The sequence below is a fragment of the Agrobacterium vacciniicorymbosi genome, from assembly GCF_040427045.1.
Taxonomy (GTDB): domain Bacteria; phylum Pseudomonadota; class Alphaproteobacteria; order Rhizobiales; family Rhizobiaceae; genus Agrobacterium.
In genome coordinates this window covers 584,752-600,498 of the sequence record NZ_JBETMF010000001.1, presented here as the reverse complement: position 1 = coordinate 600,498, position 15,747 = coordinate 584,752, and the positions used below count along the sequence as shown (strand labels likewise).

The window sequence follows — 15,747 nt, the reverse complement described above, 5'->3', positions numbered from 1 at the left end:
AACACGGTTTATCACCGGCAGATTTTCTGCAACGCGGCATTATTTCCGCAAAAACCGGTTCCCAAGCGTTCCTGTCCTGTTCTATAGGAAAGGCCAAGTCAACAAACGGGTGAATGCGATGACAGGACTGGTGCGCACGAGTGCCGACCTCGACACGAGACGCAGGCGAATTCTCTATCGGTGCTGGCATCGTGGCATCCGGGAGATGGACCTCGTTCTGGGGCAGTTTGCCGAAGAGAACATCACTGACCTTTCCGAAGAACAGCTGGATGAGCTGGAAATCATCATGGATGAAGAGGACCAGGACCTCATTCAGATGGTAACGGGTGCCTCAGTCATCCCGGAAAAATTCCAGACGCCGCTGTTTGAAAAGATCATTTCCTACCGCCCGGATTTCGATCTGGTCACCGCCCAGAACGGACACAGCCCAAAATGATAGCCGGATTCGATGTCAGGCTGGTGGCATCGGCCGATACGCCGTTGACCATCGGCAACGTGCCCTCGGGCACGGAAGCCTTCTTGCTCGCGGATATGGCGCGGCAAGGCACGCCTGTCGCCTACGTTCTGTCAGATGGCCAGCGCGTGGCCGATCTGGAGCAGATGCTGGGCTTTGTTGCGCCTGACATTCCGGTTCTGACACTGCCTGCCTGGGATTGCCTGCCTTACGACCGCGTCTCGCCCAGCGCGCATGTGTCGGCTCGCCGCCTTGCCACCCTGTCCGGCCTCATTCACCATCAGAAAAAGCCGCATCCGGCCATCGTGCTGGTCACCGTCAACGCCATGCTGCAGAAGATGGCCCCGCGCGATGTCATTGAGAGCCTTGCGTTCTCGGCTAAGCCCGGCAACCAGATCCGCATGGACGACATCGCGGCACGGCTGGAGCGTAACGGCTTCGACCGCGTGGCAACGGTCCGCGAAGTGGGCGAGTTCGCCGTGCGCGGCGGCATTCTCGATGTCTTCGTGCCCGGAACGGAAGAGCCGGTGCGGCTGGATTTCTTCGGCGATACGCTCGAGAGCATCCGCACCTTCGATCCTGCCAGCCAGCGCACCATCGGTCAGGCCCGGTCGCTTGATCTTAACCCGATGAGCGAGGTGACGCTGACGCCGGATACGATCAGCCGTTTCCGCAAGAATTACCTATCGCTGTTCGGTGCCGCGACGCGGGATGACGCGCTGTATCAAGCCGTGTCCGAGGGCCGCCGTTACGCAGGCATGGAACATTGGCTGCCGCTGTTTTACGAGCATTTGGAAACGGCCTTCGATTACCTCAAGGGCTTCCGTATCGTCACGGATCATACGGCGCGGGAAGCAGCCGTCGAGCGGTCCAAGCTGGTGCATGATTATTTCGAGGCGCGGCAGCAATCCGGCCAGACTAAGGGCTCCACACAGGGTGCGCCTTACAAGCCCGTCTCGCCCAGCCAGATTTACCTCGGCGGCAAGAGCTTCGATGAGGCGTTGAACGCCGTCAACGCCGTGCGCCTGACGCCGTTCAACGAGCAGGATTCCAAGGACAAGCCCGTGGCAACGCTGGACGCTCATGTCGGTCCGCGCTGGGCGAAGTCGCAGACGGAGACCGAAAGCGAAGACCGCGTGAATGTCTTCACGCTGGCGGTCAAGCACATTGCCGAGCGCCGCTCCAAGGGCTGGAAGGTTCTCATCACCTGCTGGTCAGAGGGTTCTCTCGATCGGCTGTTGCAGGTGCTGAACGAGCATGGGCTTGAGAATATCAAGACCATCCAGTCGTTCAAAGAAGTCGAGAAGCTTGGCAAGGGCGAGGCTGCTGCGGCGGTTCTTAGCCTTGAGGCGGGGTTTGAAACCGGCAATCTCGCCGTTATCGGTGAGCAGGATATTCTGGGCGACCGCATGGTCCGCCGCTCCAAGCGCCGCAAACGCGGTGCGGACTTCATCTCGGAAGTCGCCGGTCTGGACGAGGGCTCGCTCGTCGTCCATGCCGAACACGGTATCGGGCGTTTCGTTGGCCTACGCACAATCGAGGCGGCGGGTGCGCCGCGCGATTGTCTGGAACTGCATTATGCCGATGAGGCCAAACTGTTCCTGCCGGTCGAAAACATCGATCTTCTGTCACGCTACGGCTCGGATGCGGCGGAAGCCAATCTCGACAAGCTGGGTGGCGGCGCATGGCAGATGCGCAAGGCCAAGCTCAAGAAGCGCCTGCTGGATATGGCGGGCGATCTCATCCGCATCGCGGCTGCGCGCATGGTGCGTCACGCACCGGTGCTGGCCGCGCCGGATGGTCTCTACGACGAGTTCGCGGCGCGCTTCCCCTATGACGAGACCGAAGACCAACTGACCGCCATCGAATCCATCCGCGACGACCTCGGCGCGGGCAGGCCGATGGACCGCCTGATCTGCGGTGACGTCGGCTTCGGCAAGACGGAAGTGGCGCTGCGCGCCGCATTCCTTGCCGCCATGAATGGTGTGCAGGTGGCTGTCGTCGTGCCGACGACGCTCTTGGCGCGCCAGCATTTCCGCACATTCTCCGAACGTTTCCGTGGCCTGCCGATCCGCGTGCAGCAGGCATCGCGCCTCGTTGGCACGAAGGAACTGGCGCTGACGAAGAAGGAAGTGGCCGAGGGCAAGACGGATATCGTCGTCGGCACCCATGCGCTGCTGGGCGCTGGTATCAACTTCGCCAATCTCGGCCTTCTCATCATCGATGAGGAGCAGCACTTCGGTGTGAAGCATAAGGAACGGCTGAAGGAGCTGAAGAGCGATGTGCATGTGCTGACGCTGTCGGCCACGCCCATTCCGCGCACCTTGCAGCTTGCCATGACGGGCGTTCGCGAACTGTCGCTGATCACCACGCCACCGGTGGACCGCATGGCGGTGCGCACCTTCATCTCGCCGTTCGATGCGCTGGTCATCCGCGAAACGCTGATGCGCGAGCATTATCGTGGCGGCCAGAGCTTTTATGTCTGCCCGCGTCTCGCCGACCTTGCCGATATTCACGCTTTCCTGCAATCCGACGTGCCGGAGTTGAAGGTTGCCGTGGCCCATGGCCAGATGGCGGCGGGTGAGCTGGAAGACATCATGAACGCCTTCTATGACGGCAAATATGATGTGCTGCTGTCCACCACCATCGTCGAATCCGGTCTGGATGTGCCGACTGCCAATACGCTGATCGTCCACCGTGCCGATATGTTCGGCCTCGCGCAGCTCTACCAGCTTCGTGGCCGCGTGGGACGCTCCAAGGTTCGTGCCTTCGCGCTGTTCACGCTGCCGGTCAACAAGGTGCTGACGACCATGGCGGAGCGCCGCCTGAAAGTTCTGCAATCGCTCGATACGCTGGGCGCTGGCTTCCAGCTCGCCAGCCATGACCTCGATATTCGCGGCGCGGGCAACCTGCTGGGCGAAGAACAGTCCGGCCATATCAAGGAAGTCGGTTTCGAGCTTTACCAGCAGATGCTGGAAGAGGCCGTGGCCGAAGTGAAGGGTGAGGACGAGGTCATCGACAGCGGCTGGTCGCCGCAGATTTCCGTCGGCACCTCGGTCATGATCCCCGAGGCTTACGTGCCGGACCTGCACCTGCGCATGGGTCTCTATCGTCGTCTCGGCGAGTTGACCGATCTCGGCGAAATCGATGGCTTCGGTGTCGAAATGATCGACCGCTTCGGCCCGCTGCCGAAGGAAGTGCAGCACCTGCTCAAGATCGTCTACGTCAAGTCGCTCTGCCGCACGGCCAATGTCGAGAAGCTGGATGCCGGTCCAAAGGGCGTCGTCGTCCAGTTCCGCAACAAGCAATTCCCGAACCCGGCAGCACTGGTCGGCTATATCGCCAAACAGGGCTCCATGGCCAAGATCAGACCTGACCACAGCGTGTTCCTGACACGCGATCTGCCAACACCGGAGAAGCGTCTGGCGGGTGCGGCCATGGTGATGACGCAGCTTGCGGAGCTTGCGAAGACTTAATATCGAGGTTGTAGCAGTTTCTCCCCGTCACCCCGCACTTGCTGCGGGGTCCAGCCGACGCGCGTCTGCGCGGCGAGAAACGTTCTTTCTGCCCAAGGACTTGGGCTGACTGGATACCGGCTCAAGGCCGGTATGACGGAAGCAAGCGGCGTCTCGAATGGCTAAGGTTGGTCTTAACCGGATCACACGGGACGAGCGCGTTGGCGAAACATTCGGCAGGCCAGCTTGAGAACACACTCCCATTCCTTACCGAGATTTAATGAAACGGACATGTGGCGGTAGCCGTTAGAAGCATAGTCTCACCGTGTCGGCGGCATTGGTTTGCTGCCCTCACACACTTAAGGAGCAGGACTATGTGGACGATGAATAGATTTGTCACCGCTGGTCTGGTCGCCTTGACAATTGCGGGTACCACAATTGCCACCACCAGCCAGGCAGAAGCACGCAATAATTTCGGACGCGGATTAGGCGCAGGTATCGCCGGAGCAGTCGTCGGAGGTGCCCTGATTGCCGGAGCATCTCACCATTATTATGGATCTCCCGGCTATTATGGCTACGGCTACGGACCGTACTACGGCCCACCCGTTGTGTATCAACCCGTCTATCACCGCTGCCATTTGGCATGGCGTCAGGATGGATACGGCGACATGTACCGCGTACGTGTCTGCAATTGACGGTAAGTTGAAGACGGGCTGATTAGTCCGTCTTCGCCCCATCACCTTCGGGTGTCATCGCGACGGCAACATTCTGGTCTGCCGCCGCGACCGATGTGGGAAGCGCAACTTGCCTCTGCCGCTCACGGATGAGTGTGATCAGTCCGGAGCCGATGATGAGCGCGATGCCAACGAACATCCAGCCATCGATGTGATCTCCGAAAATCAGATAGCCGAACAGAATAGCCCATAGCATCTGGCTATATTGCGTTGGCCCGATGACGGCTGCGGGCGCATATTTGGCCGCGTACATCACCAGCACGTTGGCGAGCGCACCAAGCAATCCGTAACCGGCGAGGAACATCCATTGTTCCAGATTCGGCGGCGTGAAAGACTTGACCATGGCAATGCCGCAGATGGTGAGCGTTCCCAGCAAGCCAGCGCCATAGAGTGAAATGTTTTTTTCCGACGGCCCCATGGCGCGGAAGATGACGATGGAAATCGCGCCGCAGAGACCCGCGACGATGGCCGCGAAATGTCCGGTCGACAGCTCGCGGAAACCGGGTCGCAAAATCACCAGAACACCGGCAAAGCCGATGATGACCGCTGACCAACGCTTGATGCCGACCTGTTCCTTCAGGAACAGAACCGACATGATCGTGACGAATGCGGGCAGCAGAAAGATCAGCGCGAAGGCTTCCGCCATCGACAGATAGGTGAAGGCGGTTACAGAAGTAATTGCGCCGAGACCCGAGGAGACGAAACGTAAAATCCACAGTGGGCGATTGGTCGTGCGGACGATATCGCGCCAGTCGTCATTGCGCTTGCGAATGAAGGGCAGGGCGCAGAGACCGAAGAGTGCGCCGAAAAATGCGGACTGGAAGGGCGACAATTGCCCTTCGATGAGCTTCACGCTCGCATCGCTCCAAGCGTAGGCGGCAAAGGCTGCGAATGCGAGCAGAATGCCCTTCAACGTGCTATCGGACACGGAAACACCTGAAAATATTAGGGGCCGGAAATCGACAGCGGGGAGGCGCTGACGATCAGTTCATTGCCCTATGCTCTTCCAGCTTCATTCTGGCAATATCCCGCAGTGCATTAATCAGCACTTCCTTGCTTTGCGCACCGCTGACGGCGTATTTCTGGTCGAGGATGAAGAAGGGTACGCCCGCAACGCCCATCTGCTGAGCGGCATCGATTTCGGCAATGACGGTATCCTTGTCGGCGTCGGATGCCAGTAGCTTCTCAACGACCTCGCGGTTCATACCAGCCTTCTCGCCGATATCTGCCAGAACCTTGTGGTCGCCAATGTTAAGGCCTTCCTCGAAATTGGCGCGGAAGAGTTCTGTCACGACCTTGTCCTGAAACTCGCGTCCCTCTGCATGCGCCCAGAGCGACAGGCGGTGGGCATCCAGCGTATTCGGGCCAACCTTGATAGCGTCAAAATCGAAGTTGATGCCAACTTCCTTGCCGAGTTGAGTCAGCATCTCATGTGCCTGCTCGACTTTATCCTTGCCGCCCAGCTTTTTTTCCAGCTCGGCCTTCTGGTCCACACCCTCAGGCGGGTAATCCGGGTTGAGGCGGTAGGGACGCCAATTCACGTCCACGCTGACCTCATCCAGCACTTCGGCCAGCGCCAGATCGAGCCGCGCCTTGCCGAGATAGCACCAGGGGCAGACCATGTCCGAGACGACGTCGATAACAATGCGTTGCATGGTGCTTCCCTTTCGGACCTGAAAATCTGTGCCCCATCTAGGGGCGTTGCTGCGCTTGCGCAAGGCGTTACCTGAAGAGAACCATGTCCCGCAGCGTTACTGAACGCGCCTGTCCCACCACGTCGTTTTCTGGTTGCCCAGAAGCGGTGTGGTTTCTGGCCGCTCGATGTATTTCCAGCGGGCCACCCACTGCGCGCCGATGTAGTAAAGCGGAATGATGTAATGCCCGCCAGTCAGCAGGCGGTCATAGGCTCGCACAGCCGCTTGAAAATCTTCCGTGGAGCGCGCCTGCAACAGCGCCTCCAGCATGCGGTCCACATCAGGATCGGCAACGCCCGCATAGTTGAAACTGCCATTGGCATCGCGCGAATCCGAGCCCCAGCGGTTGAGCTGTTCCGCACCCGGCGAAAGCGAGGAGGGCAGTGAGCGGATGATCATGTCGTAGTCGAAACTGTTGGAGCGTGCCTGATATTGCCCGTCATCGACGGAGCGAATGGCCATATCGACGCCGATCAGTTTCAGCGAGCGTTGATAGGCAAGCGCAATCCGCTCCTGCGCCGGGTTCTGGGTCATGATCTCGAAGGTCAGCGCCCGGCCATTGACGTCCGACATCTTGCCCTTCTTGATCGTGTAACCGGCTTCCTTCAGCCTATCGACGGCAAGCTTCAGCACCTTGCGGTCTGCGCCCGAACCATCGGTGACAGGCATGGCATAGGTGCCAGCCAGAAGTGCCGGTGGTAGTTTCTTGGCAGCATCGCCCAACAAGGCGAGTTCGCGCGCATCGGCTGCATTGCCGAAGGCACCGAGCGCGGAGTTCTGCCAGTAGCTTTGCGTGCGCTTGAAAGCACCACCTAGAATATTGCGGTTCATCCATTCGAAATCGAGTGCGAAAGACAGGCCTTCGCGGACTTTTTCATCCGCAAACATGGCGCGTCTTGTGTTGAAGACTAGGCCGAACATGCCCGAGGGCAGGCGGGATTCGAAAACATCCCGAGCAATTTCACCGCGATGAACGGCGGGGAAGTTGTAGGCCTGACCCCAATGGGATGTGTCGGACGTGCCGTTGATGGCGTCGCCTTCCGGGTAGATGTCGATATCGCCCTTCTTGAAGGCCTCGAACATGGTCGTGACCTGAAGGAAATAGATGATGCTGATTTCGTCGTAATTATCGAAGCCAACCTTGGCGGGAACATCCTTGCCCCAGTAATTCGGATCGCGTTCCCACACAATCCGCTCTCCGGGTCGCAAGGATTTGATTCGGTAAGGGCCGGAGCCAACAACCGGGCCAAGGCCGCTTTGTTCAAACGTGGCCTGATCGATTGCGTGCTTGGGCAGAATCGGCGTCGAAGAGGCGAGGATGAGCGGCGTTTCGCGATTCGCATTCTCGTTGAAGGTGAAGCGAACGCCATGTTCACCAACCTTCTCCATTTTCGCCACGCCATTCAGGCGGCTGTTGAAGGGCGGGCGGCCTTTTTCCTTCAAGAGATTGAACGTAAAGATCACATCATCTGGCGTGACCGGCTGACCATCCTGCCATTTGGCTTTCGGGTTGATGTTGAACTGGATGTAGGTGCGGTCGTCGTCCCACTCGGCGCTTTCAGCCAGCAGGCCGTAAAGCGAGAATGGTTCATCCCCTGAGCGCTGCATCAATGGTTCATAGAGAAGATTGCCGAATTCCGGATCCCATACGCCACGGGCGGTGGTACGCATGCCCTTCAGAACAAAGGGATTGAGGCTGTCGAAGGTGCCGACGACGCCATAGGAGACGCGTCCGCCTTTTTTGACATCAGGGTTCACATAGGTGAAATTCTTGTAGTCTTCGGGCAGGGCAACAGTCCCATGCATCGAAATTCCATGGAGGGGTTCCGCCAACGCCAGACCGGAAAAAAGAAGGGCGGGGATGAACGCCAAAAGGCTTCGCATGGTCATGTCCTGTCGCATTCTGGCCGTCTAATAGACCCATAGGCACGGGCGGCCCATCTTGTATTGATTCCCGCGGGAATGTATCACACCCAACTATGGCAGACATCCGACGAGAGAAAATCTGTCGGCGCTCAAGAAAAGTTCAAAGAAGTGCTGGATATCGCGCCCAACGGGATGTAACAGGGTTGCCGAAACAGTCGGGTCACGCATTTGCCTCATTTAAACGACAGTGGAACGGGCAGACGGATACCGGTGATGTTGAGCAGTTCGATCCGTTCTGCTTCGCATAAAAAATTTTAGGAGACGGAACTCTTATGATGCAAAACGCAAACACATTCACCCGCGCAGCCCTGGCTGCTGTCGTTGCTTCTCTGGGTGCCGTGTCTGCACCTGCCGTGTCGCAGGCTCAGCAGGCAGCTCCTGCCGCCGGTGGTGCTGGTGCACCTCCACTCGGTTGGTTCAAGACATGCAGCAAGCAGGAAGACAATGATGTTTGCGTCGTGCAGAACGTTGTTCTTGCCCAGAACGGCCAGATGATCACGGCTGTCGGCCTCATCAGCGTCGAAGGCAAGGTTAACCGCAAGCTTCTTCAGGTTTCGGTTCCAACCGCACGCCTGCTGCCTCCCGGCGTTATGATGCAGATCGATGGTGCCAAGGGCCAGAAGCTTGACTACGCCGTCTGCCTTCCAGACAAGTGCACAGCTGAAGTGCCGCTTACGGATGCGATGATTGCCAGCATGAAGAAGGGCACGGAAATCGTGTTCACCTCCATCAACTTCCGCCGCGCACCAAACCCGATCAAGATCGCTCTCAGCGGCTTCACGGGCGCTTATGACGGCCAGCCAATCACGCAGTCCCAGCTCGCTGAAAGCCAGCGTTCGCTGCAGGAAGGCATGCAGAAGAAGGCAGAAGAAGCTCGCAAGAAGCTGGAAGCTGCTCAGGACGCTGCAAAGACCAAGCCTGCAAACTAATATCGTTATTCACGACATTAAAAAAACCGGCCTGTCATCAGGCCGGTTTTTTGTTGGGTGACGTTCTGTTTGGGAGATCAGTGCGTCATGGCCGCTTTCGCGCGTAGCTCGCCGGTTGGCGTGGTGTCGAATATTCGGGTAATATTCGGATTTCGCAGCGGCTGGTCGCTCTCGTCATGGATCAGGTTCTGCTCCGAGACATAGGCGACATATTCGGTTTCATCGTTTTCCGCCAACAGGTGGTAAAATGGCTGGTCGCGATCCGGACGGATTTCCGCAGGAATTGCGTTCCACCATTCTTCGGTATTGGCATATTCCGGGTCTACGTCGAATACCACGCCGCGGAACGGAAACACCTTGTGGCGAACAACCTCGCCAATCGTAAATTTTGCGTCTCTTTGTTTCATGGCATGCACATCCTTTCCCCATACAATTTGGGGTCCGGATAAAAAATATCAAGATATTTAGTGGTCAAGCGCGATTTTGTGACTTCAGCTTGCCAAAGGGTGCCGTGGCCAGCACCACGCCGCCGGTGACCAGGACAATGCCGAGCGCATGATAATGCTCGAAACGCTCTCCCAAAAACACCACGGCCATGACGATCGATACCGGTGGCATCATATAAAGCGTAATGCCTGCAGTGGCCGGGCCGAAGACGCGCACCGTGTGGGTGAAGCAGTAAAAAGCAGCAATGGAGGCGAACAGAATGATGCCGCCGATCTTTGCCCATGCCACGACTGATGAAGGCAACATGCCACCATGGGCAAGCTCGATAGCAGCCGGTGGCAGCAGCACCAGCGCGCCTGACAGTGCGATGACTGCAAACAGGCTAAGCGACGCCATGTCTCTGGCGGCTGGGTTTCGCAGCAGTAGAGAGTAGATCGCAAAGGAGATCGACGCGACGAGAATGGCAAGATCGCCGAGATTGAAATCGAGCCGCAGTAATTGCGCCACATCGCCCTTCAGCACGATTGCCGCCACACCAGCAAAGGCGATGACCATGCCCACCACTTCCAGCCGCCGGATCGCACGACCGTAAAGCGCCCGCTGAAACAGGATGATGAAGAGAGACGATGTTGTGTAGATCAGCGTGCCATTGGCTGCCGAGGTCATGGTGAGACCCCAATAAACCACGCCGCCGCAGATGCCCATTCCGAGAAAGCCGAGGATCAGCCAGAGCGCTGTTTTCGTTTGGATGAAGCGCAGGCAGGCTCGCCCATCGTGGATGATGAAGGGTGCCACGAACACCACCGAAAAGGACCAGCGCAGAAATGCGGTGACGAATGGCGAGACTTCGCCAATGACGCCGCGACCGAAAATGACGTTGCTGGAAAAGAAGAAGGGTACGGCGAGGAATATCAGCCAGTCACGCAGGCGAGGGGTGGTGTCGGTGGCTGGGGGCATGGGGCTTTCCGGTATGCGTTGATTTATTATGTGCGGGTTGAGGGGCTGTGCCAAAATAGATTTCGGTGGGTGTGGCTTACCCCCCTCTGTCCTGCCGGACATCTCCCCCTCAGGTGGGGAGATCGACTCGTTGAGGCCTCTCGCCCATCTTGAAAGCTGCGGATAGAGCGGGGAGCATACGCCCAGCTGATCTCCCCCCTTGAGGGGGAGATGTCCGGCAGGACAGAGGGGGGTAAGCCGCACCCGCTGTCATAACAACAAAACAAAAAAGGCGCCCCGAAGAGCGCCTTTTCCGGCAATTACGCCGAGTAGTACATGTCGAATTCGACCGGGTGCGGGGTCATTTCGAAACGCATGACTTCGTGCATCTTCAGTTCAATGAAGGCATCGATCTGGTCGTCATCGAACACGCCGCCAGCGGTGAGGAACTTGCGATCCTTGTCGAGGCTGTCGAGGGCTTCACGCAGCGAACCGCACACCGTTGGGATCTTCTTCAGTTCCTTGGCGGGCAAGTCGTAGAGATCCTTGTCCATCGGCTTGCCGGGGTGGATCTTGTTCTTGATGCCGTCGAGGCCAGCCATCAGCATGGCTGCAAAGCCGAGATACGGGTTCTGGGCTGGATCAGGGAAGCGGACTTCGACGCGCTTTGCCTTCGGGTTGGAGCCGAATGGAATGCGGCATGAGGCGGAACGGTTGCGGGCGGAGTAGGCCAGCAGAACCGGTGCTTCATAACCTGGGACCAGACGCTTGTAAGAGTTGGTCGTTGGGTTGGTGAAAGCGTTGATCGCCTTGGCATGCTTGATGATGCCGCCGATATAGTAGAGGCAGGTCTCGGAAAGGCCAGCATATTCGTCGCCAGCGAAGGTCGGCTTGCCGCCCTTCCAGATGGACTGGTGAACGTGCATGCCCGAGCCGTTGTCGCCAAAGATTGGCTTCGGCATGAAGGTTGCTGTCTTGCCGTAAGCGTTTGCGACCTGATGCACGACGTATTTGTAGATCTGCATCTTGTCGGCGCTGGATACCATCGTGTCGAACTTCACGCCCAGCTCGTGCTGTGCAGACGCGACTTCATGGTGGTGCTTTTCTACGACAACGCCCATTTCGCCGAGGACGGTCAGCATTTCGGAACGCATGTCCTGAAGGCTGTCAACCGGAGGAACTGGGAAGTAGCCGCCCTTGACGCGCGGACGGTGGCCGAGGTTGCCGGTCTCGTAGTCTGTGTCGTCGTTGGACGGCAGTTCGGACGAGTCGAGCTTGAAGCCCGTGTTGTATGGGTCGGCCTTGTACTTCACGTCGTCGAAGACGAAGAATTCAGGCTCTGGGCCAACGAAAATCGTGTCGCCGATACCGGAAGCCTTCAGGTAGGCTTCAGCCTTCTTGGCCGTGCCGCGTGGGTCGCGGTTATAGGATTCGCCCGAGACAGGGTCGAGAATGTCACAGATGATGACCATGGTGGACTGCGCGAAGAACGGGTCCATGTGAACCGTGCCCGTGTCGGGCATCAGGACCATGTCGGACTCGTTGATGGCCTTCCAGCCGCCGATGGAGGAACCGTCGAACATAACGCCATCGGCGAACATGTCTTCGTCCACGCAGGCCACATCCATGGTGACGTGCTGCAGCTTGCCCTTGGGGTCGGTAAAGCGCAGGTCAACGAACTTCACGTCGTTGTCCTTGATCTGCTTGAGAATATCGTTTGCGGTCGTCATTTGAAACTTTTCCTTGAGTGTAATGATAACAAGGTGAAGCCCCAGCTTTTCCTGCTGGGTTCAGTCTTTTTATATGGCGTCTACGCCTGTCTCACCCGTGCGGATACGAATAACCTCTTCCACATTCGAGACAAAAATCTTTCCGTCGCCAATGCGGCCTGTCTGTGCAGCGTTGCGAATGGCCTCGATCACGGCATCCGCATTTTCATCCGCAAGCACGACTTCGACTTTTACCTTGGGCAAAAAGTCGACGACATACTCTGCGCCGCGATAGAGTTCCGTATGGCCTTTTTGACGACCAAAGCCCTTAGCTTCCGTAACCGTTATTCCCTGAAGCCCGACTTCCTGAAGGGCTTCCTTCACTTCGTCGAGCTTGAAAGGCTTAATGATCGCTTCGATCTTTTTCATGAGAAAATATCTCTCCGCTTCTCCCGTTAAAGCGGTCTTTCCGCTCTGCCACAAGAATGCACGTATCGTGCCAGATCGGAAGCGGGTTTGAATAAAAAATCTTCAAAAAATGGCTGGACAAGGCGAAATTTGGCGCAACTTGCCTGTTTTTACGGGTGAAAATACCGTCCATCGCCAGCTATAGAGCGGTTTTTTCACGATTTTGCCAAATTTCGAACGTGTTACGCAAAGGTAAATGCACGATGTGGTCTGGGTAAATTTTGCGCAAATGAATATATTTTATGCAAGTGAATTTGCCTAATTTTGCGCCGATTGCCTTTTGCAAGATTTTGCGCTGAATATGCCCGCATGATGTTTTCAGCCAGCCATGCTTTGATCGACCCAGCCGCCATGGCGCGTATTGATGCGAGTGCGGAAAGAAGCGGCATATCCGTCTCCGCGCTGATGGAACTGGCAGGGCAGGCCGTTGCCGCATGCGCGCTCAAATACTATCCGCAAGCGCTCCGTTATGTCGTCCTTTGCGGCATTGGTAACAATGGCGGCGATGGCTTCGTGGCAGCGCGCGCATTGAGCGAAAGCGGTTCCGAGGTGGCTGTCTTTGTCTTCGGCGATATTGGCAAGTTGAAGGGAGCGGCGAAGCAGGCGTTCGATGGCATGGCACAGTCTTTCGAACCGCTCGATGATTACAAGCCCCGATCCGGCGATGTGGTGATCGACGCGATTTTCGGCGCGGGACTTTCCCGTAATGTCCCTGTTGAGGTGGCTACCCTCATCGATAAGGTCGAGACAGCCGCCATACCCGTTATCGCCATCGATCTGCCATCCGGATTGTGTGGACGGCGGGGCGTGCCGTTGGGACGAGCGTTTCAGGCTGCGCGAACAGTCACTTTCATGGCGCGCAAGCCTGGCCATGTGCTGATGCCTGGACGGTCGCTGTGTGGTGAGCTTGAGGTCTTCGATATCGGCATTCCGCATCGAATTCTGCGGGAACATAGCGGCTTGATCTATGAAAACCATCCCTCGCTTTGGATGAGTGCGTTCCCGAAGGCGGACGAGGATACGCATAAGTTCAAGCGCGGGCATCTCACCGTCTTCTCTGGCCCCTCCCATGCCACCGGCGCTGCCCGCATGACGGCTATGGCGGGTTTTCGTGCCGGTGCAGGCATTGTTACTGTTGCCGCGCCACATGAGGCGATGGGCGTGCTTTCTGCGACGCTGACGGCGGTAATGGTGTCAGGCATCGAAAGCGATGAGGAGCTTGAAGCGTGGGCTGGCGACAAGCGCCACAATACCTATGTTCTCGGCCCGGGATTTGGAGACCTCGAGAAAGCGCGCCGCTTCGTCTCCCTGTTGAAGGACAAGGCGCTTGTACTGGATGCCGATGGCATCACGGCGTTCAAGCAAGAGCCGAAGCGGCTCTTCGATCTCTTCGCTGCGGACGCGCCCCGGATTCTGACGCCACATGAGGGTGAGTTTGGTCGTCTGTTTCCTGACATTGCGGCGGACGACAGTCTCAGCAAGATCGAGAAAGCGCAGGCGGCTGCGGCGCTCAGCAATTCAGTCATTGTCTATAAGGGCGCAGATACGGTGGTTGCGGCTCCGGATGGTCGTGCGCTGGTCAACACCAATGCACCGCCCTATCTGGCCACGGCAGGGTCGGGAGATGTGCTGGCGGGAATAGCGGGTGGTTTTCTGGCCCAGCAGGTTCCGGCTTTTGAGGCCGCGGCTGCCGCCGTTTGGCTGCATGGTGAAACGGCCCAACGTCTGGGCCCGGGTCTCACCGCCGAGGATTTGGCCGCGGCGGTTCGTCCTTTTTAAGGCTAGTGGGCTGGCTTGCCCTGGCTGGCGGCTGCGGCCATGCGAGATGCGCTCATGACCAGCTTGCGCTCTGCACGTTCCTGCTGCGGCGTGCGATTGTAGATTTCGCGATAACACTTGGAAAAATGTGACGCGGAGACGAAGCCGCAGGCAACGGCCACCTCCACCACCGGCATTGCCGATTGCACCAGCAGGTGACGTGCGCGATCCAGCCTGATTTCCAGGTAGTAGCGGGCAGGGGAACGCCCCATTTCCTGCCGGAACAGACGCTCCACCTGTCTGCGTGACAGATCGGCATCATCTGCAATATCCAGCAGGGATAGCGGCTCGGACAGGTTGCTTTCCATGAGTTCGATGATCGATAGAACCTTGTCGTTCTGTACGCCAAGGCGAGCGCGCAACGGCAGGCGCTGGCGGTCATGCGGGTTGCGCACGCGGTCCGTCAGCTGCTGTTCGCAGACTCGGTTGACGAGGTTTTCACCGAAATCCTGACCGATCAGGTTTAGCATCATGTCCAGAGATGCCGTGCCGCCCGCGCAGGTGTAGATGTTGCCATCCACCTCGTAGAGGTCGGCATAGACCTCCACCTGCGGAAAGGCTTCGGAAAAGCCGGGCAGGTTTTCCCAATGGATCGCACAGCGCTTGCCGTTCAACAGGCCAGCCTGGGCTAGCACATGTGCGCCCGTACAGAGGCTACCGACAGCGATGCCGCGATTGTTCGCCTCGCGCAGCCACGCGTTGACAGATTTGTTGTTGTATTGCTCGATATCGATGCCGGAACAGATCAGCACCATGTTCGGGCGGTTTTCACCGCTCACCGATTTGCGCTCTTCAGCCAGTGATGTGTTGGCTTCCAGTGCGATGCCGCTGGAGGAGGCGACCTTCTGCCCATCCGCCGAGGCAAGGCGCCACTCATAGGCTGCGTAACCCAGCATACGGTTGGCAATGCGCAACGTCTCCACCGCTGCCGTGAATGGCAGCATGGTGAATTGCGGAACCATAAAAAAGACGACTGAGCGTTTCTTGGGAGGAGTTTTGCTCATTATGACCATGCTCCATTGCGGAAACGCAATTCCTTGCTTGGAAACCGTCCGCTGTATATCTCATTTGCGACACTCTCGGCGCAAGATACGACGCCGCTGTTTCGCTGTCAAAAAAACTGTGGGTGACCGGGGTTTTGACGGACGTCAAGCCGGGGCTTGCCGAGGAGCCGAGG

At 57.8% G+C, this 15,747-nt stretch carries 13 protein-coding genes; 5 read left to right on the top strand and 8 right to left on the bottom strand.

Features of this window, described 5'->3' with window-relative positions; translation table 11 throughout:
* The first annotated feature begins 118 nt into the window (after positions 1–118).
* From ABUK73_RS03020 to ABUK73_RS03010, 3 genes are all read left to right on the top strand, one after another.
* Positions 119–436: an FAD assembly factor SdhE gene (locus ABUK73_RS03020; protein ID WP_353575959.1), complete on the top strand. Its 318-nt coding sequence runs from the start codon at positions 119–121 to the stop codon at positions 434–436.
* On the top strand, positions 433–3,930 hold the full coding sequence (gene mfd, locus ABUK73_RS03015; protein WP_353575958.1) for a transcription-repair coupling factor: 3,498 nt from the start codon (positions 433–435) through the stop codon (positions 3,928–3,930). Before ABUK73_RS03020 ends, mfd begins: the two co-directional genes overlap by 4 nt.
* A gap of 353 nt (positions 3,931–4,283) precedes the next feature.
* Positions 4,284–4,604, top strand: coding sequence for a hypothetical protein (locus tag ABUK73_RS03010; RefSeq protein WP_353575957.1), 321 nt, complete (start codon positions 4,284–4,286; stop codon positions 4,602–4,604).
* 22 nt (positions 4,605–4,626) lie between these two features.
* On the opposite strand, the gene ABUK73_RS03005 is transcribed toward ABUK73_RS03010, so the two are convergent.
* From ABUK73_RS03005 to ABUK73_RS02995, 3 genes are all read right to left on the bottom strand, one after another.
* The gene (locus tag ABUK73_RS03005; RefSeq protein ID WP_353575956.1) at positions 4,627–5,571 is read right to left on the bottom strand and encodes a DMT family transporter; all 945 of its coding nucleotides are present in this window, start codon (positions 5,569–5,571) and stop codon (positions 4,627–4,629) included.
* A gap of 55 nt (positions 5,572–5,626) precedes the next feature.
* Entirely contained in the window at positions 5,627–6,298 is a 672-nt protein-coding gene (locus ABUK73_RS03000) for a DsbA family oxidoreductase (RefSeq protein ID WP_113087727.1), read from the bottom strand.
* A 96-nt stretch (positions 6,299–6,394) separates the two neighbouring features.
* Positions 6,395–8,221, bottom strand: a complete 1,827-nt coding sequence (locus ABUK73_RS02995) for an extracellular solute-binding protein (RefSeq protein WP_353575955.1) — start codon at positions 8,219–8,221, stop codon at positions 6,395–6,397.
* 314 nt (positions 8,222–8,535) lie between these two features.
* Between ABUK73_RS02995 and ABUK73_RS02990 the strand changes: the two genes are divergently transcribed.
* Positions 8,536–9,192, top strand: a complete 657-nt coding sequence (locus ABUK73_RS02990; RefSeq protein ID WP_113087724.1) for an invasion associated locus B family protein — start codon at positions 8,536–8,538, stop codon at positions 9,190–9,192.
* 77 nt (positions 9,193–9,269) lie between these two features.
* Here ABUK73_RS02990 and hspQ read toward each other — a convergent pair whose 3' ends face one another.
* The 4 genes from hspQ to ABUK73_RS02970 all read right to left on the bottom strand — a co-directional run bounded on the left by hspQ (position 9,270) and on the right by ABUK73_RS02970 (position 12,713).
* Positions 9,270–9,599, bottom strand: coding sequence for a heat shock protein HspQ (hspQ, locus tag ABUK73_RS02985; protein WP_062449487.1), 330 nt, complete (start codon positions 9,597–9,599; stop codon positions 9,270–9,272).
* 64 nt (positions 9,600–9,663) lie between these two features.
* Entirely contained in the window at positions 9,664–10,596 is a 933-nt protein-coding gene (locus ABUK73_RS02980; RefSeq protein WP_353575954.1) for a DMT family transporter, read from the bottom strand.
* A 299-nt stretch (positions 10,597–10,895) separates the two neighbouring features.
* The gene (gene glnA, locus ABUK73_RS02975) at positions 10,896–12,305 is read right to left on the bottom strand and encodes a type I glutamate--ammonia ligase (RefSeq protein ID WP_062449491.1); all 1,410 of its coding nucleotides are present in this window, start codon (positions 12,303–12,305) and stop codon (positions 10,896–10,898) included.
* A gap of 69 nt (positions 12,306–12,374) precedes the next feature.
* Positions 12,375–12,713 carry a P-II family nitrogen regulator gene (locus tag ABUK73_RS02970; protein WP_007753933.1) on the bottom strand — a complete coding sequence of 113 codons (339 nt, stop codon included), beginning with the start codon at positions 12,711–12,713 and terminating at the stop codon, positions 12,375–12,377.
* Positions 12,714–13,061: 348 nt separating this feature from the next.
* On the opposite strand from ABUK73_RS02970, the gene ABUK73_RS02965 reads away from it, so the two are divergent.
* Complete coding sequence (locus ABUK73_RS02965; protein WP_353575953.1) at positions 13,062–14,531, top strand: NAD(P)H-hydrate dehydratase; 1,470 nt, start codon at positions 13,062–13,064, stop codon at positions 14,529–14,531.
* 2 nt (positions 14,532–14,533) lie between these two features.
* Here the strand turns inward: ABUK73_RS02965 and ABUK73_RS02960 are convergent, their stop codons facing one another.
* A complete protein-coding gene (locus tag ABUK73_RS02960; protein WP_353575952.1) occupies positions 14,534–15,574 on the bottom strand; it encodes a GlxA family transcriptional regulator in 1,041 nt (346 codons plus the stop codon).
* Between the last annotated feature and the right edge of the window lie 173 nt (positions 15,575–15,747).